Here is an 18,213-nt window from a genome sequence, read left to right as displayed (position 1 = left end):
TCGCTCCCGTCAGGCCGCGCTCTTGCGCACGAACCGGCCGACGATCCAGTTGATCAGGGCGATGAGCAGCAGCAGGACGAGCATGGCCCAGGCCACGGCGGCGGCCGGGCCGAGATGTTGCAGCTTCCAGCCGTAGTTGAAGAGGTAGATGCTGAGGGTCTCGTACTGGTGCTCGCTGCCGCCGATGGAGCCGAGCGTGCCGCCCTGCAGCAGCAGCGGCTCACCGAACAGCTGCATGGAGCCGATGGTCGAGATGACGATGGTGAACAGGATCGTCGGCCGCAGCGAGGGAATGGTCACCTTGCGGAACTGCTGCCAGCGCGTCGCACCGTCGATCGAGGCCGCTTCGTACAGGTCGGTCGGCACGGCCTGCATGGCCGCCAGGTAGATCAGTGCGTTGTAGCCGGTCCAGCGCCAGATGATGATGACCGAGATGGCGATCTTGGAGGTCCACTCCCCGTCGCCCCAGTCGGTGTTACCGGCGCCGAAGAAGTGCAGCACCCAGTTGAGGATGCCTCCGTCGGCCCGGAAGACCAGGGCGAAGACCAGGGCGGCGGTCGCCACGGAGGTGGCGTACGGGGTGAGGATGACGGTCCGCCAGAACGTGCTGGCGCGCAGCTTGTAGTTGAGCAGGTGGGCCAGGCCCAGGGCCACGAGCAGTTGCGGGACAGTCGAGATGACGCCGATCACGAAGGTGTTCGTGACGGCCGTCCAGAACTCCGAGTCCTGGAGGATCTTGGTGAAGTTGTCGAACCCGACCCACTCGGACTGGTTGAGACTCGTCATCTCCACCCGGTGCAGGGCGATCCAGCCGGTGTAGAGCATCGGGTAGAGCCCGAAGGCGCCGAAGACGAGGAAGAAAGGAGCGATGTACGCGTACGGGGACGCGATGTCGTCGAACCGCCACAGCCGGGTACGCCACCGGCTGCGTCGGTCCGACACGGCGCCGGAGCCGCCGGGTGGCGGGGTGTGGGCGCCCCGTGTGGGAGTTGTCGTTGCCACGGGGGAAGTCCTTCCCTGGGGATCTCAGGCCGGGTGGGGAGCAGGCGGCGGGTTCGGGCGGGCCGGGCACCCGGCCGGCCGGCCCGGATCGGAACGGTGACGAGCGGTCCGCGGAGCGCGCCCGGCCCCCGGCCTCGGGGACGCGGTGGTGCGGCGACCGGTGAGTTGCTCCCGGACGCCGCGAAGCCGGCCGGCGTTCGACGACCGGGCTCGTGCGAAGGGCTCCCGCGCCTTGGCCGGGAGCCGCGCGGGTCCCGCGCGGCTCCCGCGCGCCTTGGCGAGAGGCCTCGCACGGACGGCCCCCGGCACCTCGGCCGAGAGGTCCCGCACGGACCCGCACGCCGCAGTGCGGTGCGGGCAGCCGTGAGGCCGCCCGCACCGCGGGTGTCAGCCGATCACCTTGTCGATCGTGTCGGTCGCCGCCTTCCACGCGTCAGCGGGCTTGGTGCCCCGCTTCTCCATGTTGTTGATCTGCGTGGAGATGGTGTCCTTGATCGTGGCGTCCTTCGCACCGAGCACCGCCTCGGGGATGGCCGCGGCCTCCTCGGCGTAGATCTGCCCGATCGGGGCGTTGTTGAAGTAGGGGAGCTTCGCGTCCTTCACACCGGGAAGCTCGTAGGCGCCCTTGTTGGACGGGAAGACACCGATCGCCTTGAACACGGCGGCCTGCTGCTCGGGGGCGGTCAGCCACTTGACCAGGTCGGTGGCTTCCTTGACGTGCTTGCCGCTCTTGGGCACGGCCAGGAACGAGCCACCCCAGGCGGCCGCGGTCGTACCGGGCGCACGGGCGATGTCCCACTTGCCCTTGTAGGCGTCACCGGAGTTGACGGAGATCTGACCGGCCATCCAGGCGGGGCACACCACGGTGGCGACGCTGCCCTTGCGCAGCGCGGCAGTCCAGGGGTCGGTGAACTCGGGCAGGCCCTGGGTCAGCTTCTTCGACGCGGCCTCGGCGGCCAGGTTCCAGCCCTGCTGCACGGCGGGGCTGTCCTTGTAGATCGGCTTGCCGTCGGCGTCGTAGTACTGCTTCGGGGAGGAGCTGACGACCGCGTTGTACATTGCGCTCGCGGAGTCCATGAAGTAGGTGCCGGAGGGAGCCTTCTTCTTGTACTGCTCACCGAGCTTGAGGTAGTCCTCCCAGCCGCCCTTGACCGCCTTGGCGACGGCTTCGCGGTCGGTCGGCAGGCCCGCCTTCTGGAAGAGGTCCCTGCGGTAGCACAGCGACATCGGGCCGATGTCGGTGCCGGCGCCGATGACCGTGCCGTCCTTGGCGGTCGCCTGCTTCTCCTTCCAGGAGACCCAGTCGCTCACGTTGATCGTCTTGCTCAGGTCGGTGTACTTCGCCGCCTGGGTGTCGACGACCTCCTTGATGCGGCCGACTTCGATGCCGGTGACGTCCGCCAGGCCGCTGCCCGTGTTCAGCTGCTGAAGGAGCTTCGGGTAGTAGTCCTGCTCGTTGGTGGTGGTGTCTTCCTTCACCGTGATCTTCGGGTGCAGCTTGTGGTACTGGGCGAACAGTCCGGCTTCCTTGTAACCGAACTGGCCGAAGTCGGCCACCGTGAGAGTGATGTTCCCGTTGGAGTCCGAGGCGTCCGAGTCGCTGTCGTCGCTGCAGCCGGTCAGCAGCAGGGCAGAGGCCGTCAGGACCGAGGTGGTCAGGGCCGCTGCTCTGCGGCCGCGACCGCCGCCGGTACGGGTGATGCGCATTCCACTACTCCTTGTTCCAGTGGGAACGGGATCTCAGGAATCGGACCGCCGGATTTCGGCAGCCCCGACCTGCCCTCTCGGTTCGGGCGGCGGCCAGCCCGCAGCACTCGGCGTGCGGTGAGGAAACTGCTGGTCAACGGTGTGCGATGCGAGACAGAGGGAAGGGCCGTTGGTGGTGCGGTCCACACGGGAGGCACCCCCCGGTTGACCGTGGGACCGCTCCCACGCGGCTTGCCGGAAGACTCGTTCCTGCCGGGCCAGGTGTCAAGACTTGAAATCGGCGTTGTTGCGCAAGCGTGTTCCGTACGTCACGGGAATGTGTCGCACCGCCGGGGGTCTCGGGGCGGGCGTCACCCGGTTCCGTCGCCGCGTTTCCGCAGCTCAGCCTCATGGCGACCGCCGCCGCGGGGTGCCCGATCGGCCTGTCGGGGCCATGCCGCGGATTTCCGGACCGGAATGGAAGCCTCCAACCGCCGAACGCCGAGAGGTGAACGGTGAGTTGGACCGGACAGTCGTCGCGGGACCCACCCACCTTTTGCCATGGGAGCGCTCCCATGCATAATGGGGCCCCCGACTCATGGGAGCGCTTCCATGCCCGAGACGTCCGTGACTTTCCCTCCCGGCTTCCTCTGGGGCGCCGCGACCTCCGCGTACCAGATCGAGGGGGCGGTACGGGAGGACGGCCGCACGCCCTCGATCTGGGACACCTTCAGCCATACGCCGGGCAAGACGCACGGCGGCGACACCGGTGACATCGCCGTCGACCACTACCACCGCTACCGCGAGGACGTCGCGCTGATGGCGGAGCTGGGCCTGAAGGCGTACCGGTTCTCCGTCTCCTGGTCGCGGGTGCAGCCCACGGGCCGGGGCCCCGCCGTCCAGGTGGGCCTGGACTTCTACCGCCACCTGGTGGACGAGCTGCTCGCGCACGGCATCAAGCCGGCGATCACCCTCTACCACTGGGACCTGCCGCAGGAGCTGGAGGACGCCGGCGGCTGGCCGGAGCGGGACACCGCGTACCGCTTCGCCGAGTACGCACAGATCGTCGGCGAGGCGCTCGGCGACCGGGTGGAGCAGTGGATCACACTCAACGAGCCGTGGTGCAGCGCCTTCCTCGGGTACGGCTCGGGAGTGCACGCCCCCGGCCGCACGGAACCGGGGGCGGCATTGCGCGCGGCCCACCACCTGAACCTGGCGCACGGCCTGGGCGCCTCCGCCCTGCGCTCGGTGATGCCGGCCCGCAACGCGGTCGCGGTGAGCCTCAACTCCTCGGTCGTCCGCCCGCTCTCCCAGGACCCGGCGGACCTGGCGGCCGGCCGCCGCATCGACGACCTGGCCAACGGCGTCTTCCACGGCCCGATGCTGCACGGCGCCTACCCGGAGACCCTGCTGGAGGCGACGTCGTCGCTCACCGACTGGTCCCACGTCCAGGACGGCGACCTGACCACCGCCAACCAGCCGCTGGACGCGCTGGGGCTGAACTACTACACGCCGACACTGGTCTCGTCGGCGGCATCGGAGCTTCGCGGCCCGCGCGCCGACGGACACGGCACGAGCGACCACTCCCCCTGGCCGGGCGCGGACGACGTGGCCTTCCACCAGACCCCCGGCGACCGCACGGAGATGGGCTGGACGATCGACCCGACCGGCCTGCACGAGCTGATCATGCGCTACACCCGGGAGGCCCCCGGTCTTCCGCTGTACGTGACGGAGAACGGCGCGGCGTACGACGACAAGGTCGACGACGACGGCCGCGTCCACGACCCCGAGCGCATCGCCTACCTCCACGGCCACCTCTCGGCGGTCCACCGGGCCATCGAGGACGGCGCGGACGTACGCGGCTACTACCTGTGGTCCCTGATGGACAACTTCGAGTGGGCCTACGGCTACGGCAAGCGCTTCGGCGCGGTGTACGTCGACTACGCCACCCTCGCCCGCACCCCGAAGTCGAGCGCCCACTGGTACGCCCAGGCGGCCCGCACGGGCACGCTCCCGCCGGCGGCCCCGGCCGCCTGAGACCCCGGGGCGCGGCACTTTGAGGGGGGTGCCGCGCTCCGGACGGGCGGGTCACGTGCCCGCGAAGAGCTCCTCGGTGTCGGTGGCGGTGAGCGCCCGGTCGAACCAGACGCCCAGGGTCTCCAGATCGGTGCAGGACGTGACCCGTTCCCGGACGGCCTCGGGAACCTCAATGCCCCGCCGGTCGAGAATACGGAGGACGTCAGCGGCGCGCCCCTTGGCCTCGCCCTCGATGAGGGTCTCCTCGATGAGGGTGCCGCGGCCTGGGAAACGGGGTGTGTACGTGGCCATCAGTTGCCTCCACAGTGCACGGGCCGGGGTGTCGCCCAGGCCGACTTCGGTGAATTCCGCCCAGCGCTTCGCGGTCTCGCCGCCGGTGTTGGCCAGTGCCGCCGCCAGCGCATCCAGTATCGCGGGCAGACCCGGATCCCAGCCGTAGGAGTGAAGGTGCCTCTGGCCCATGCCGTCCCTGCCGTCCGAGTTCGACCACCCAACCGGCGCCCAGCTCACCCCGCCCCCGGGTTTCGCACCTCAGCCGAAGTTCCCGAAGGCCTTCGAGAACGCGAACGGGTCCTGGGTGATCGAGCTGCACGTGGCGTCGGCGGTGGGCTTCGTGCCGCCCGGGCACTGCTTGTCGCGGGTGGCCGACCACATCGACAGCCGGCCGAGGCCCTTGGACTTGGCGAAGTTCACCAGTTGGGTGGCGTCGTCGGTCTTGAAGACCTCGGAGGAGACGTCGTTGACGCCGATCATCGGGGTGACGGCGACCGTTTTCCAGGCGGCGGAGTCGGACAGGCCGAGGACGCTCTTCACCTGGGCCTGTGTGGCCGTGGCCGCCTGTTCGGCGTAGGTGCCCATGTCGCCGCTGTACGCGGGGCCGTAGTCCATGGCCATGATGTTGACGGTGCTGATCTTCACGCCGTTCGACTTGGCGTCGGAGAGGAGGTCGACGCCGTCCTGGGTCAGGCCCTCGGGCATCACCGGGAGGGTGAAGGAGACGTCCAGGTTCGGGTGCTGGGCCTGGAGCTTGGCGATGGCCTGCGCTCGGCGCGTGTTCGCGGCCGTGTTGGGCAGGGCGCCGCCCTCGACGTCGAAGTCGACCTTGGTGAGCTTGAACTGGTCCACGGCCTTGCCGTACGCCGCGGCCAGCGCGTCCGCCGAGGAGCAGGTCGTCGCCAGTTCGGAGCCGGACGCTCCGCCGAAGGAGACGCGGACGTCGCCGCCCTTGGCGCGCAGGGAGCCGATCTGGGCGGCCACGCCGTCGCTCGCCAGGTCCGTCACGCCGCCCCACTTGGGCGTGCAGCCGCCGCCGTCCGTGACGAAGGCGAGGTTGTAGTTCTTCACGCCGGTGGCGTCGGCGCTCGCCAGGAGGTCGAAGGCGGGGTAGAGGGAGGTGTCGACGTAGGGCGCGAAGCCGGCGGCAGTCGTCGTTCCGCTGCCGGTGCTGTTCGTGGGAGAGGGGGAAGCGGAAGACGGGGAAGCGGTGGCCGTCGGCGTCGCGGTCGGTGTCGCCGTCGGTGACTGTGTCGGGCGGCCGCCCGGCTCCGGGGTCGCGGTGCCGTCGGCGGAACACGCCGTGCCGTCGATGCGGCAACCGGTCGGGTTTCCGGTGCCGTTCGCCACGAAGCCGACGGTGACGGACTTGCCCGGCGCAAGGCCGTCGGTGTCCCACTTCGCGGGCTTCACCGTGACGTGCTGCCCGCTGACGCTCGACTCGCCGTTCCACAGCGAGCCGAGCCTGGTGCCCGACGGGAGGTCGAACTCCAGGGACCAGGTCTTCTCCGTCCGGCCGCTGTTGTTCGTGACGACGTACTGCGCGGTGTAACCCGTCGACCAGTCGCTGGTCCTGGTGTACGCGGCGCCGATGCCGGCCGCCTGCGCGACGCCGGTGAGCAGCACCGCGCCGCCACCGGCGACCGCCGCGGCGACGAGAGCGCCTATCGCCTTGTTCCTGCCGCTGATCCTGCGCCGGTGCGTGCTCATGCGGGTGCCTGCCTTTGCTGTTCACGGTGAGGTGCGGCAGCACGCTAGCGATGCGGAACCGGGTAAAAGGGTTGATAGGGACGGCGGTTGGGGATCTTAGGGTGCGCTTAAGGGAGGGATCGGAGGCGGTTAAAGGTAGAGACCAATTTCCGTGGCCGGCGGCGGCGCACGGCCCCGCCCCGGTGGCCGTGTCCGCCACGCAACGGCTCCCGCCCGTCCCCCAACTGGATCCAGACGCGGACCTCCGTGCCGCCCAGCACGGACGAGCCGATCCGTACGTCACCGCCGGTCGACTCGGCGAGCCGGCGCACGATGTCCAGACCGAGGCCGGTCGAGCCGTCGGTGCCCGAGCCCCGGCCGCGCGCCATGGCCGCCTCGGGGTCGGGTATGCCCGGGCCCGCGTCGGAGACCAGGACGATCACCGCGTCCTCGGCGTTGTGCACGTCGACCGCGAAGGCCGTGCCCTCGGCGGTGTGCCTGAAGACGTTGCCGAGCAGGGCGTCGAGCGCGGCGGCCAGGTCGGCGCGGGCCACCGGTATCCGCACCGGCCGGTCGGCCCCGGCCACCCGCCACTTGCGGCCCTCGTCCTCGGCGAGCGCGGACCAGAACTCCATCCGCTCCCGGACGACTTCGGCCGCGTCGCACCCGGCACCCGGCCCGGCCGCCGCGGTCTGGGGCTTGGCCTCGCGAGCGGTGCGGATGATGGTGTCGACCTCGCGCTCGAGCTGCGCGACGGCGGCCCGGGTCTGCTCGGCGGCGGGCCCCTCACCGAGCGAGGCCGCGTTGAGCCGGAGCACGGTCAGCGGGGTGCGCAGGCGGTGCGAGAGGTCGGCGGCCAGCTCACGCTCGTTCGCCAGGAGTTGTACGACCTGGTCGGCCATGGAGTTGAACGCGACCGCCGCCAGCCGCAGTTCGTTCGGCCCCTCCTCCGGCACCCGTGCGCCCAGCTTGCCCTCCCCCAGTTCGTGCGCGCCCTCGACCAGCCGCCGCGCGGGGCGGACCATCCGTACGCCGAGCCGGTCGGCGACGGCCACGGAGCCCACGATCAGCGCGATGCCGACGGCGGCCAGCACCGCCCAGGCCGTGCCGACGCCGTTGCTCATCTCGGCCTCGGGGACGTACACCTCGACCACCGCGATCGCGCCGGAGCTCAGCGCGACCGGCTGGAGCAGGGTGGAGCCGCCCGCCACCTCGGTGGTGGAGGCCCGGCCCAGCTTCCGTACGGTCGCGATGTCCCGGTCGGCCGCGCGCTGCCGGCCGATGTCGACGGCCGCCCGGCCGTCGCCGCCGGATCCGCCCGCAGCGGCGGCCGGTATGTGCACCGCCAAGTCGGTGTCCGAGCCCGCCGAGGCCACCACGCGCTCGAGTTTGTCGCGGTCGGTGGTGATGGACAGCGCGGGCGCGATCGCGGCCGCCACCCGCTCGGCATTGGAGAAGGCGCGGTCGCGGGCCATCTCCTTCACGACCAGTCCGAGGGGGACCGCGAAGGCGACCACGACCATGGCGGTGACCGCGAGGCAGACCCTCACCAGTGCCCATCTCATCGCACCGGCTCCGCTTCCCCGGGTGGTTCGAGTTTCACGCCGACGCCGCGCAGGGTGTGCAGATAGCGCGGCCGGGCCGCCGTCTCCCCCAACTTGCGTCGCAGCCAGGACAGGTGGACGTCGATGGTCTGGTCGTCGCCGTACGACTGCTGCCACACCTCGGCGAGCAGTTCCCGGCGCGGGACGACGACCCCGGGGCGGCCCGCCAGGAAGGCGAGCAGGTCGAACTCGCGGCGGGTGAGGTCGAGGCGGGCCCCGTCCAACTCGGCTTGGCGGCGCAGCGGATCGACGGTCAGACCGCCGACGCGCAGGACACTCGACGGAGGGGCCTCCCCGGCGGAGGCCCGCGAGCGCCTCAGCACGGCGGCGATCCGCGCGGAGAGGTGCTCGACGGAGAACGGCTTGGTCAGGTAGTCGTCCGCACCGGCGTTCAGCAGCCGGACGATCTCCGTCTCGTCGTCCCGCGCGGTGGCGATGATGACGGGCACGTCCGTGATGCCGCGCAGCATCTTCAGCGCCTCGGACCCGTCCAGATCGGGCAGGCCGAGGTCCAGGATGACGACGTCGAAGCGGAAATGGGCGACCTCGCGCAGCGCCTCCAGTGCCGTACCGACGCTGCGTACGGTGTGCGAGGCGTCGGTGAGGTGCCGGATCAGCGCCGAGCGTACGAACTGGTCGTCCTCGACCACGAGCACACTTGCCATGCGCGGCACCGTACGCCATGTCGAACAGCCGGGTGCGGGCCTGTGGACAACTCCGGGCATGTGCAACTCACGATCGCCCTGGGGCAGTATGGCCCGCCATGCGCAGAGGACTCGTACACGTACTGGCGTGGATGCTCGCCACCGGCGCGGCGGCCACGCTGTCGTGGTGGGGCGTGCACTCGGTGCTGGCGGGCACCGCGTACGACCCGCCGCGCGCCCTGCCGATCACGGCGGCGGACACGGACACGGACACGCGGCGTTCCCGTCCGCCGGGGCCCTCGCCGTCCCGGGCGGCACGCAGGACACCCTCGACATCCAGCACCCCGACGCCCTCGCGGACCGTGACGACCACCTCCACCCCGTCCCCGTCACTGACCCCCTCCGGTCAGGTCAGGAGCTATGACACCGACGGCGGCCGGGTGGTCTTCGACCTCGGGAAGACGGACGCGACGCTCGTCTCGGCGACGCCGGGGACGGGCTGGTCGATGCAGGTGTGGAAGACGGAGGCGTGGATCCGGGTGGAGTTCGCCTCGGGCGCGAACCGGCTGACGGTCTTCTGCACCTGGCACGACGGGCCGCCGCATGTGGAGGTCTACTGAGCGGTTGCGGAGGCTTGCCGAGCCACCCGAAGTGAAAGACAACTAGATATTGACAGTCGACTCGCATTTGGCAGTAAGCTCTCAACAGTTGCTCCGAATGGGAGGTCCCCATGTCCAAGTCCGCGCCCCGCCTCTCCGACTCCCCCCGCCGCTGGCTCGCCCTGGCCGCGCTCACCCTGAGCGTGCTGATCGTCGGCCTCGACGGCACCGTCATCAACGTCGCGCTGCCCACCATCGCCGGCGAACTGCACGCCGACAGCGCCCAGTTGCAGTGGATCGGCGGCGGCTACCTGCTGTCCCTGTCCGTGGCGATGCTCCCGGTCGGCCTGCTCGGCGACCGGTACGGGCACAAGCGGCTGCTGCTGTCCGGCATCACGCTCTTCGGCCTCGCCTCGTTAGGCGGCGCGCTCGCCCACTCGCCGTCGGCGGTCATCGCCGCCCGGGCCGTCCTCGGTCTCGGCGCCGCCGCGATCATGCCGCTGTCCATGGCGATCCTGCCCCGCGTCTTCGCCAAGGAGGAACTGCCCAAGGCCATCGCCGTGTGGACCGCGGCCACCGCGCTCGGCATGCCGGTCGGACCCGTGGTCGGCGGCTGGCTGCTCGACCACTTCTGGTGGGGCTCGGTGTTCCTGTTCAACGCGCCGGTCGCCGCACTCGCCGTCCTCGCGGGCACCTGGCTGCTGCCCCGTGACACCGCCGTCCGCACCTCCGCGCCGTTCGACACCCTCGGCAGCGTCCTGGGCGGTCTCGGCATCACCGCGCTGGTCTACGGCACCATCCTGATCCCCCGTGAAGGCTGGACCTCGCCCTCGGCCCTCGTCCCGCTCGCCGCCGCGGCCGTACTCCTGGCCGCCTTCGTACTGCGCGAGCGCCGGTACGCCCATCCGATCGTCGACCTGAGCCTGTTCGCCGACCGCCGTTTCCTGTGGGGCACGCTGATCGCGGTCTTCGTCAACTTCGCGGTGATGGGCATCCTGTTCGTCGTCCCGCAGTACCTCCAGTCCGTGCTCGGCAACGACGCGTTCGGCACCGGTCTGCGCGTCCTGCCCCTGATCGGGGGCCTGATGGCGGCGGCCGCCGCGAGCGAGCCCCTGGTCCCGCGGCTGGGCGCGCGGACGGTCGTGCCGACGGGCCTGCTGGTGCTCGGCGCCGGCGTGCTGCTCGGAGCGACCACCGGCGTCTCGGACGGCTACGGCTTCACCGCGCTGTGGCTGGGCCTGACCGGCCTCGGCTTCGGGCTGGCCGTGGTCCCGGCCACCAGCCTCGTGATGGCCGCCCTGCCCGAGGACAACACCGGGTCGGGCACCAGCCTGCTGGAGACCGTCCAGCAGCTCGGCTCGGTCCTCGGCGTGGCCGGGCTGGGCAGCCTCCTCAGCTACGGCTACCTCGCCCGCCTGCACACCGGCGCCCTGCCGAAGCCCGCGGCGGACGCGGCCCGCGACTCCGTGTCCGGTGCCGACGCGGTGGCCGCGGGGCTGCACGACGCCGGACTGGCGGTCCACGCGCACGAGGCGTTCATCCACGGTATGAACCTGGTCCTGACGGCCTGCGGCGCGATCGCCCTGCTGGGTGCCGTCCTGGCGGCCGTCTTCCTGCCCGGCACCGCCCCCTGCTCCCGGACGGTGGCCCGGTCCGCCGCCCAGCCCGCAGAATCGGTCGCATGACGATGCACGAGACCCCCGCCGCCCCCCTCGGCCTGCGCGAGCGCAAGAAGCAGCAGACCCGCGAGCGCATCCGCCGGGAGGCCTACCGCCTCTTCGCCGAGCACGGGTACGAGGCCACCACGGTCGACCAGATCGCGGAGGCGGCGGAGGTCTCGCCCAGTACCTTCTTCCGGTACTTCCCCACCAAGGAGGACGTGGTCCTCCAGGACGAGTACGACCCGGCCCTCGCCGCCGCCCTGCGCTCCCGCCCCGCCGACGAGCCCATCGTCGAGGCGGTGCTCAACTCCCTGAAGGGCCCCGTCGGGGAGATGATCCGGCAGGACCGCGACGACCTTCTGCTGCGGACCCGAATCTCCTTCACCGACCCGGCCATCCGCGCCCGCACCGTCGCCGAGCAGGAGCGCAGCGAGCGGGCCATCGCCGAGGTCATCGCCGAACGCGCCGGGCGCGACGCGTCCGACCTGGAGGTGAAGTGCGCGGCGGCGGCGATCATCGCCGTCTTCACCACGCTCGTACGGCACTGGGTGGAGGGCGACGGCCGGGAGGACCTGGCGGCGCTGTACGAGCGCCATCTGCCTTTGCTGTCACGGGGCTTGGACTTCTAGGTCGTGCCCGCGAAGTGGTCGGTGCGTTGGCCTGCTCGTGGTGCGTCGTCTTGAGCTGACCCATGGTCAACGACTGTGCCCGGTCGGAGCAGGTCACGGCCCGCATCTGCGCGGTCGCGTCGGCGCTGTGGTGGAGCTTCGACAACGGCCCCGACGGGCGGGGGTTCGAAACCGGCAGCCAAGCCGACCACGGCAGGAAAGGTGGGAAGTGCGTCATTGCTGCCACGTCCGCACACTGCCAGGCTGAGCCGCATGAGGCCCATCAGTGTGCTCATCGTCCTCTACGAGGGTGTGCAGAGCCTTGACGTGACCGGCCCCCTGGAGGTGTTCACCGGGGCGGGTGCCGCCGTGGGGCAGCCGCAGATGTACCGGATCACGACCGCTGCGCCCGGTGGCGGGCCGGTGCGAACGTCCAGCGGGCTAGGGCTGCTGGCCGACGACGACCTCGACCGCGTCGGACCGGCCCACACGCTCCTGGTGCCCGGCGGCGCGGGCACGGCCCGTCCCGACCCGGCGGTGGTACGCCGGATCGGCCAACTGGCGGCCGGGGCCGAGCGCGTGGTGTCGGTGTGCACCGGCGCCTTCCTGCTCGCCGAGGCCGGGCTGCTGTCCGGACGACGTGCCACCACGCACTGGGCGTACTGCGACACGCTCGCGCAGCGTTTCCCGGACATCGGGGTCGATCCCGAACCGATCTACGTCAGGGATGGGAACATCGCCAGCTCGGCCGGTGTCACAGCAGGCATCGACCTCGCCCTGGCGCTGGTCGAGGAGGATCTCGGCCGGGACGCCGCGCTGCAGGTGGCCAGACACCTGGTGGTGTTCCTGCGCAGGCCAGGCGGCCAGGCGCAGTTCAGTACCCAGCTCGCCGCTCAGCTCGCCGAACGGCGTCCGCTGCGCGAAGTCCAGCGCTGGATCGCCGAGCACCCCGATGGCGACCTCTCCGTGGACGCGCTTGCCGAACGCTGCGCGCTGTCGCCCCGTCACTTCGCCCGCGCCTTCGCCGCAGAGGTCGGGGTGACACCGGGGCGGTATGTGGACGGCGTCCGGCTGGAGGCCGCCCGCCGACGGCTGGAGGACACCGACGACGGGATCGAGGAGATAGCCCGGTCCTCGGGCTATGGCACCCCGGAATCGATGCGACGCGCCTTCATCCGCGCCCTTGCCGTGCCGCCGACCGAATACCGTCACCGCTTTCGTACCTACCGAACCGGAGAAAACCGATGCAGATAGCCATCCTGCTGTACGACCGCTTCACGGCACTGGACGCCGTCGGCCCCTATGAGATCCTCTCCCGCATCCCTGGCGCCGAGGTCGTTTTCACCGCGGCCCGGCCCGGCCCGGTCCGCACGGACATGAACAGCCTCGCCCTCACCGCCGATGCCGCACTCTCCGACCTGGCCGCACCCGATGTCCTCCTCGTCCCCGGCGGTCCGGGAACCGCTGACCTCCTCGCGGACTTACCCACGCTCGACTGGCTCCGCCGTGTCGATGAGACCTCCACCTGGACAACCTCGGTCTGCTCAGGCTCTCTGCTGCTGGCAGCCGCCGGCCTGCTCGCCGGCCGCCGGGCCACCTCGCACTGGATCTGTCTCGAGCACCTGTCGGCACTCGGCGCCGTCCCCGCGGCGGAACGGGTCGTCATCGACGGCAAGTACGCCACCGCCGCCGGGGTCTCGGCCGGCATCGATCTCGCCCTGAATCTGACCGGCCGCATGGCCGGTGACGACATCGCCGAGGCCATCCAGCTCGTGACCGAGTACGACCCTCAACCCCCTTACAACGCGGGCTCCACCGCCACCGCCCCGCCCGCTCTCGTCGCCGCCCTGCGCGCGAGCGACCTCGTCGTCGACACCGCCTGACATTGCTCGACGTGGAGATCGCCGCCGGCCGGCGGGACCCTGGCCCGCACCCGCCCCTACCGCTCAGAGCAGGAACGACAGGACGCCTTCAACAGTGCCCCGGCACCAGCCGGCCCTCGTCAGCGGAACACCGAAGGCGGCGGGGCCGGTGAGGCCACCGCCGCCCCGTCCGTGACCGGTACGGCCCCTCCGGTGAAGGCGAGGAGCGCGGGGCCGTGCTCGACCCGCCCGGGGTGCGGGTCGGAGGCGGCGCGGCGGGTCAGTTCGGCGACCGGGAGCGGGCGGTCGGCGGCGACCAGCACCGCGTTGCCGAACCGCTTGCCGCGCAGCATGGCCGGGTCGGCGACCAGCGCGAGTTCGGGAAAGCGGGCGGCGGCGGTGGCGATCTGGCCCCGCAGATGGGCCAGCGGCGGACCGTCGGCGAGGTTGGCGGCGTAGATCCCGTCGGGATTCAGGGCCCTGCGGACCTCGTCGAGGAACTCGGTGGAGGTGAGGTGGGCGGGGGTCCGGGCGCCGCTGAACACGTCGGCGACGACCAGGTCGGCCCAGCCGTCCGGCACCTTGGCCAGGCCTGCGCGGGCGTCCGCCGACCGCACCCGGATCCGGGCACCGGGGTCCAACGGCAGTTCGCGCCGGACCAGTTCGACGAGTTTCGCGTCCCGCTCGACGACCTGCTGGGTGGACCGGGGGCGGGTGGCGGCCACATAGCGGGCCAGGGTGAACGCGCCGCCGCCGAGATGCACGGCGTGCACCGGTCGGCCGGGCGGTGCGACGAGGTCGACGACGTGCCCGAACCGCCGCTGGTACTCGAAGGAGAGGTACGCCGGGTCGTCGAGGTCGACGTGCGACTGCGGGGCCCCGTCGATCAGCAGGGTCCAGGCCCGCCGGCGGTCCCGGTCGGGTATCAGCTGGGCGAGACCGCCGTCGACGTCCTCGACGACCGCTTCGGCGCCGGCCTGCCTGCGCCGGGGGTTCCTGGACTTGCCCATGGGGCCATTTTCGCAGGGCCCACCGGGTGGTACCGCTCAGCGGCAGTTGTCCGCCGCCCTGAGCAGCCGTGCCGCCTCCCCCAGGGCCCGTCTGAGGACCGCGGGGTCCGTGGCGGGGTCGGCCTCCCCCGGCGGCACCAGCCAGTCCGAGCCCTCGACCGAGGGTTGCGGGGGGAAACTCAGACCGCGTCCGTCGGTCTCCGTACAGGTGCTGCCCGGTACGTCCCACGCGGCCGCGGTGCCCGGCGGGACCAGGAAGCCGAGCGTGTCGCACCCGTCGTCGAGCAGTACGGGCCCCACGCCGTCCCCGGCCGCACCCCGCCGCAGGATGTCGACCGCCTCCAGACCCTGTCGGGTTGGCACGGTCACCACATCGCACGCGGTCGGCGACGGCGTACAAGGATCGTTGCTCCGGCTGGTCTCCATCCCGGCCTCCACCACGCAGCCCTCTTACAGGTCCGCCCTGTCCAACGCGGCACGGCGTCAACGGCTACGGCACAAGTTGGCCGCAAAGGATGGCACTTCATGGCAGATCGTGTATGAGATATCCGGTTTGTAGCCAAACACAGCGTGTCGGGTCCGACACAGCAGGTACGTTCTTGCCCGCCGGAACCGGGGGCACCACTCGGACAACTCGCACCCGATCCGGCATGGTTCGACGGTTCGCACGAGAGGACCCGGCCATGGCGTCGTCAACCGTGACCTCGTCGCAGCACGAACGGCCACCACGGCCGAACCTCGCCTTCCGGCAGCTGCGCGGCCGGCACTCACCGGCCGAGTTCGCCGCACTGGTACGGCGGGCCGCCCGTGAGATCGGCGAGCGGGTGAGCTGTGACGCGCGCTACATCGGCCGGGTCGAGGCGGGCGAGATCCGCTGCCCGAACTACGCGTACGAACGGGTGTTCCTGCACATGTTCCCCGGCCGCACGCTCGCCGACCTGGGCTTCGCGCCCCGCTCGTCGGTCCGCGGCCGCGGGGCGCGCCCGCCGGGGGAAGCACTGCTCGCGCGCGCACCGCGTCCGGCGTTCGCCACGCGCGAGACGCGGGCGGCGTTCGAGCCGCATGACACGCAGGACCCGTACGACACGCACGAGAACGACGAGATCCACGAGGAGAGCGACGTGCTGCGTCGCGCATTCATGACGGGCGGGGGCGCCACGGTGGCCGCCGCCACGCTGGGCCCCCTGGGGTTCACCATCGAGGCCGCGGCGGCGGGCCGGCCGGTGCGCCGCGCCGGGTCCTCGGAGGCGGCCGCTCTCGAGGAGGCCGTCCGCCGCATCCGGCTACTCGACGACCGGCACGGCGCGGACGGGCTCTACCGGCGCGCGGCGGCTCCGCTGCGCGCCGCGTACGAGCTGCTCGACGCCGGCGCGACCCGGCAGACGACCGCCAACCGGCTGCACTCGGGCGCCGGTGAACTCGCCATCTCGGTGGGCTGGCTGGCCCACGACTCCGGCCGCTTCGACGACGCCCGCTCGCATTACGCGGAGGCGCTCGCGACCGCTCGTATGACCGGGGACCCGGCCTTGGAGGCGCACGCGTTCTGCAACACGGCCTTCCTCGCCCGGGACACGGGACGGCCCCGTGAAGCGGTCCGGGCGGCGCAGGCCGCACAGCGGGTGGGGCGGACGCTGGGATCCGCGCGCCTGATGTCGCTGCTCGCGCTGCGCGAGGCGGGCGGCTGGGCCGGGCTCGCCGACCGTACCGGCTGCGCACAGGCGCTCGCCCGGGCGCAGGCCCTGTACGTGCGGGGCCGCTCGGACACCGACCCCGAGTGGATGAGCTTCTACGGCGAGGCCGAGCTGGAGGGGCTGGAGGCGCAGTGCTGGTCGACGCTGGGCGACTGGACGCGGGCGGCCCGGCACGCGCGGCGGGCGGCGCAGCTGCAGGACCCCCACTTCACCCGGAACATCGCGCTGTACACGGCCGAACTCGCGGACGACCTCGCGCGCGGGGGCCGGCCGGACGAGGCGGCGTCGGCCGGGATGCGGGTGCTGGACCTGCTGGACCAGGTGCAGTCGTCGCGGATCCAGACGATGCTCGCGGGGACGACCCGCGTACTGCTGCCGCACCGGGGGGCTTCGGGGGTGTCGGAGTTCCTGGACCGGCACGCCTCGTCACCGCGTACGACATGAGGTCAACCGCCGCGGCCTACGAAGCTCCAGCCCGGAGACCACTGGCCGCACACCGGAGCGGGCATGCGGCCAGTCGGCGGGGTGAACGGCTACGAGCAGCTGTTGCCCGACGGGTTGTTCGATGGGGCGTTGACGTTGCTGACGTTGGACGGACCGGAGCCGGCGGCAGCGGCCCCGACGAAAGTCGGGGTGACGGCAGCGGCGGCCGCCGCCAGCGGCGCGGGCACGGCGATGAGGTTGAAGGTCGACTGGTTGTTGCAGGAGACGATCTTCCCGGACGCATGCGGCTTGGGGGCGACAGTCCTGACGTGCGCGACGCTGCGGTGGCTCCCATTGCCGAGGGCCGGCGCGGCAACCGCCACCCCGCCCAACGCCTGGGAACCGAGGACCACCGCGGCGGCGGCCAGGGGAACAAGAGCCTTCATGTGGGTTTGCCTCCGAGAGAAAGGGACAAATCGGTAGCAACCATGATGAAGATCACCCATGGGGGCGGTGTCGATAAAACACGCGCACCCTTGTGAAATAGCTGAAGTGCACCGGGCGTCGTAACCCACGCAGGGCGCAGTCGTTGATCTCACCCGCACCGCAACCGGACGAGGTGGTCAGCCGAGTGCAAGATGCCCCAGGTCGTTCCAGCTCTCGATCGCCGGTTCCCCGTACGCCCAGCCGAGGACGGACAGGGACGTCGGGTTGAGGCGGATCCGCGCGGCGAAGTCCAGCGGCAGGCCCAGCCACCGGGCGCCCACGGACCGCAGGATGTGGCCGTGGGCGAACACGAGGACGTCCCGGTCCTCGGCCCGCGCCCAGGACACCACCTCGTCCGCGCGGGCCATGACCTCGGCGAGTGTCTCCCCCTCGGGGACGCCGTCCCGCCAGATCAGCCAGCCGGGGCGGACGGCCTGTATCTCCTCGGGGGTCATGCCCTCGTAGGCGCCGTAGTCCCACTCCAGCAACGCGTCCCAGGTGGCCGCCCGCTCGCCGAACCCGGCGAGTTCACACGTCTCACGCGCGCGTGCCAGCGGGCTGGTGCGGACCTCGACGTCGGCCAGGCCGTCGAAGGGCGCGCGGTGGAGGCGTTCGCCGAGCAGTTTCGCGCCGCTGCGACCCTCCTCCAGGAGGGGCACGTCGGTCCTGCCGGTGTGCTTGCCGGACAGCGACCAGGCCGTCTGTCCGTGCCGGGCCAGCAGGATGCGCGGTGCCATGGGGGACCTTTCCGGGAGATGTCGGGGAGCACTCGGGGAGAAACCCGATGCGTGGCCCCTCCATCATCGCGCACCCTGTTTCCGGGCAACCCGGCGGGCGATCCCGGCGTCTATCACGGCTGGAGCGCCGCCCTAACACGAAGCGGTACGCCGTAGAGTGGCACGCCCGGCCCAAGGGGCGCCGCAGACCAGAAGGGGGAG

17 protein-coding genes are annotated in these 18,213 nt (G+C 71.5%); 7 read left to right on the top strand and 10 right to left on the bottom strand.

Features of this window, described 5'->3' with window-relative positions; genetic code table 11:
- Positions 1–9: 9 nt before the first annotated feature.
- Positions 10–1,002, bottom strand: coding sequence for a carbohydrate ABC transporter permease (locus ACFYZQ_RS30365; RefSeq protein WP_389154478.1), 993 nt, complete (start codon positions 1,000–1,002; stop codon positions 10–12).
- Between the two features lie 387 nt (positions 1,003–1,389).
- Complete coding sequence (locus tag ACFYZQ_RS30360) at positions 1,390–2,709, bottom strand: ABC transporter substrate-binding protein (protein ID WP_389154475.1); 1,320 nt, start codon at positions 2,707–2,709, stop codon at positions 1,390–1,392.
- Positions 2,710–3,300: 591 nt separating this feature from the next.
- On the opposite strand from ACFYZQ_RS30360, the gene ACFYZQ_RS30355 reads away from it, so the two are divergent.
- Positions 3,301–4,725: a GH1 family beta-glucosidase gene (locus tag ACFYZQ_RS30355; protein ID WP_389154473.1), complete on the top strand. Its 1,425-nt coding sequence runs from the start codon at positions 3,301–3,303 to the stop codon at positions 4,723–4,725.
- Positions 4,726–4,776: 51 nt separating this feature from the next.
- On the opposite strand, the gene ACFYZQ_RS30350 is transcribed toward ACFYZQ_RS30355, so the two are convergent.
- From ACFYZQ_RS30350 to ACFYZQ_RS30335, 4 genes are all read right to left on the bottom strand, one after another.
- On the bottom strand, positions 4,777–5,187 hold the full coding sequence (locus tag ACFYZQ_RS30350; protein ID WP_389154470.1) for a hypothetical protein: 411 nt from the start codon (positions 5,185–5,187) through the stop codon (positions 4,777–4,779).
- A 69-nt stretch (positions 5,188–5,256) separates the two neighbouring features.
- The gene (locus ACFYZQ_RS30345; protein ID WP_389154467.1) at positions 5,257–6,708 is read right to left on the bottom strand and encodes a cellulose binding domain-containing protein; all 1,452 of its coding nucleotides are present in this window, start codon (positions 6,706–6,708) and stop codon (positions 5,257–5,259) included.
- A 107-nt stretch (positions 6,709–6,815) separates the two neighbouring features.
- The gene (locus tag ACFYZQ_RS30340; RefSeq protein ID WP_389154465.1) at positions 6,816–8,252 is read right to left on the bottom strand and encodes a sensor histidine kinase; all 1,437 of its coding nucleotides are present in this window, start codon (positions 8,250–8,252) and stop codon (positions 6,816–6,818) included.
- Positions 8,249–8,956 carry a response regulator transcription factor gene (locus ACFYZQ_RS30335; protein WP_389154462.1) on the bottom strand — a complete coding sequence of 236 codons (708 nt, stop codon included), beginning with the start codon at positions 8,954–8,956 and terminating at the stop codon, positions 8,249–8,251. The genes ACFYZQ_RS30340 and ACFYZQ_RS30335 overlap by 4 nt, the downstream gene beginning before the upstream one ends.
- A gap of 98 nt (positions 8,957–9,054) precedes the next feature.
- Here ACFYZQ_RS30335 and ACFYZQ_RS30330 point away from each other — a divergent pair, with 98 nt between their 5' ends.
- The 5 genes from ACFYZQ_RS30330 to ACFYZQ_RS30310 all read left to right on the top strand — a co-directional run bounded on the left by ACFYZQ_RS30330 (position 9,055) and on the right by ACFYZQ_RS30310 (position 13,686).
- The gene (locus tag ACFYZQ_RS30330) at positions 9,055–9,555 is read left to right on the top strand and encodes a hypothetical protein (protein WP_389154459.1); all 501 of its coding nucleotides are present in this window, start codon (positions 9,055–9,057) and stop codon (positions 9,553–9,555) included.
- Positions 9,556–9,665: 110 nt separating this feature from the next.
- Positions 9,666–11,219 carry an MFS transporter gene (locus tag ACFYZQ_RS30325; RefSeq protein ID WP_389154456.1) on the top strand — a complete coding sequence of 518 codons (1,554 nt, stop codon included), beginning with the start codon at positions 9,666–9,668 and terminating at the stop codon, positions 11,217–11,219.
- Positions 11,216–11,824, top strand: a complete 609-nt coding sequence (locus ACFYZQ_RS30320) for a TetR family transcriptional regulator (RefSeq protein ID WP_389154453.1) — start codon at positions 11,216–11,218, stop codon at positions 11,822–11,824. Before ACFYZQ_RS30325 ends, ACFYZQ_RS30320 begins: the two co-directional genes overlap by 4 nt.
- Positions 11,825–12,076: 252 nt before the next feature.
- On the top strand, positions 12,077–13,057 hold the full coding sequence (locus tag ACFYZQ_RS30315; protein ID WP_389154450.1) for a GlxA family transcriptional regulator: 981 nt from the start codon (positions 12,077–12,079) through the stop codon (positions 13,055–13,057).
- A complete protein-coding gene (locus ACFYZQ_RS30310) occupies positions 13,048–13,686 on the top strand; it encodes a DJ-1/PfpI family protein (protein WP_389154447.1) in 639 nt (212 codons plus the stop codon). Before ACFYZQ_RS30315 ends, ACFYZQ_RS30310 begins: the two co-directional genes overlap by 10 nt.
- A 119-nt stretch (positions 13,687–13,805) precedes the next feature.
- Here ACFYZQ_RS30310 and ACFYZQ_RS30305 read toward each other — a convergent pair whose 3' ends face one another.
- Complete coding sequence (locus ACFYZQ_RS30305; protein ID WP_389154444.1) at positions 13,806–14,675, bottom strand: spermidine synthase; 870 nt, start codon at positions 14,673–14,675, stop codon at positions 13,806–13,808.
- Positions 14,676–14,711: 36 nt separating this feature from the next.
- The gene (locus tag ACFYZQ_RS30300) at positions 14,712–15,116 is read right to left on the bottom strand and encodes a hypothetical protein (RefSeq protein WP_389154442.1); all 405 of its coding nucleotides are present in this window, start codon (positions 15,114–15,116) and stop codon (positions 14,712–14,714) included.
- 242 nt (positions 15,117–15,358) lie between these two features.
- On the opposite strand from ACFYZQ_RS30300, the gene ACFYZQ_RS30295 reads away from it, so the two are divergent.
- Positions 15,359–16,810: a hypothetical protein gene (locus ACFYZQ_RS30295; RefSeq protein ID WP_389154439.1), complete on the top strand. Its 1,452-nt coding sequence runs from the start codon at positions 15,359–15,361 to the stop codon at positions 16,808–16,810.
- A gap of 89 nt (positions 16,811–16,899) precedes the next feature.
- Here ACFYZQ_RS30295 and ACFYZQ_RS30290 read toward each other — a convergent pair whose 3' ends face one another.
- Together ACFYZQ_RS30290 and ACFYZQ_RS30285 are read right to left on the bottom strand one after the other, a co-directional pair.
- Positions 16,900–17,235, bottom strand: a complete 336-nt coding sequence (locus ACFYZQ_RS30290) for a hypothetical protein (protein WP_389154437.1) — start codon at positions 17,233–17,235, stop codon at positions 16,900–16,902.
- Between the two features lie 177 nt (positions 17,236–17,412).
- Positions 17,413–18,012 (bottom strand): histidine phosphatase family protein, encoded by a 600-nt coding sequence (locus tag ACFYZQ_RS30285; RefSeq protein WP_389154434.1) that lies wholly within the window; start codon positions 18,010–18,012, stop codon positions 17,413–17,415.
- Between the last annotated feature and the right edge of the window lie 201 nt (positions 18,013–18,213).

Source organism: Streptomyces sp. NPDC001843 (assembly GCF_042891955.1).
Lineage (GTDB): Bacteria > Actinomycetota > Actinomycetes > Streptomycetales > Streptomycetaceae > Streptomyces.
The sequence above is the reverse complement of the archived record's forward strand: the minus strand, read 5'-3'. Positions and strand labels throughout refer to the sequence as shown.

Bases quoted from the DNA above. Each gene is read 5' to 3' on its own strand.
- ACFYZQ_RS30360 (WP_389154475.1), bottom strand. From the start codon at position 2,709: ATGCGCATCACCCGTACCGGCGGCGGTCGCGGCCGCAGAGCAGCGGCC.
- ACFYZQ_RS30355 (WP_389154473.1), top strand. From the start codon at position 3,301: ATGCCCGAGACGTCCGTGACTTTCCCTCCCGGCTTCCTCTGGGGCGCC.
- ACFYZQ_RS30350 (WP_389154470.1), bottom strand. From the start codon at position 5,187: ATGGGCCAGAGGCACCTTCACTCCTACGGCTGGGATCCGGGTCTGCCC.
- ACFYZQ_RS30345 (WP_389154467.1), bottom strand. From the start codon at position 6,708: ATGAGCACGCACCGGCGCAGGATCAGCGGCAGGAACAAGGCGATAGGC.
- ACFYZQ_RS30340 (WP_389154465.1), bottom strand. From the start codon at position 8,252: ATGAGATGGGCACTGGTGAGGGTCTGCCTCGCGGTCACCGCCATGGTC.
- ACFYZQ_RS30335 (WP_389154462.1), bottom strand. From the start codon at position 8,956: ATGGCAAGTGTGCTCGTGGTCGAGGACGACCAGTTCGTACGCTCGGCG.
- ACFYZQ_RS30330 (WP_389154459.1), top strand. From the start codon at position 9,055: ATGCGCAGAGGACTCGTACACGTACTGGCGTGGATGCTCGCCACCGGC.
- ACFYZQ_RS30325 (WP_389154456.1), top strand. From the start codon at position 9,666: ATGTCCAAGTCCGCGCCCCGCCTCTCCGACTCCCCCCGCCGCTGGCTC.
- ACFYZQ_RS30320 (WP_389154453.1), top strand. From the start codon at position 11,216: ATGACGATGCACGAGACCCCCGCCGCCCCCCTCGGCCTGCGCGAGCGC.
- ACFYZQ_RS30315 (WP_389154450.1), top strand. From the start codon at position 12,077: ATGAGGCCCATCAGTGTGCTCATCGTCCTCTACGAGGGTGTGCAGAGC.
- ACFYZQ_RS30310 (WP_389154447.1), top strand. From the start codon at position 13,048: ATGCAGATAGCCATCCTGCTGTACGACCGCTTCACGGCACTGGACGCC.
- ACFYZQ_RS30305 (WP_389154444.1), bottom strand. From the start codon at position 14,675: ATGGGCAAGTCCAGGAACCCCCGGCGCAGGCAGGCCGGCGCCGAAGCG.
- ACFYZQ_RS30295 (WP_389154439.1), top strand. From the start codon at position 15,359: ATGGCGTCGTCAACCGTGACCTCGTCGCAGCACGAACGGCCACCACGG.
- ACFYZQ_RS30290 (WP_389154437.1), bottom strand. From the start codon at position 17,235: ATGAAGGCTCTTGTTCCCCTGGCCGCCGCCGCGGTGGTCCTCGGTTCC.
- ACFYZQ_RS30285 (WP_389154434.1), bottom strand. From the start codon at position 18,012: ATGGCACCGCGCATCCTGCTGGCCCGGCACGGACAGACGGCCTGGTCG.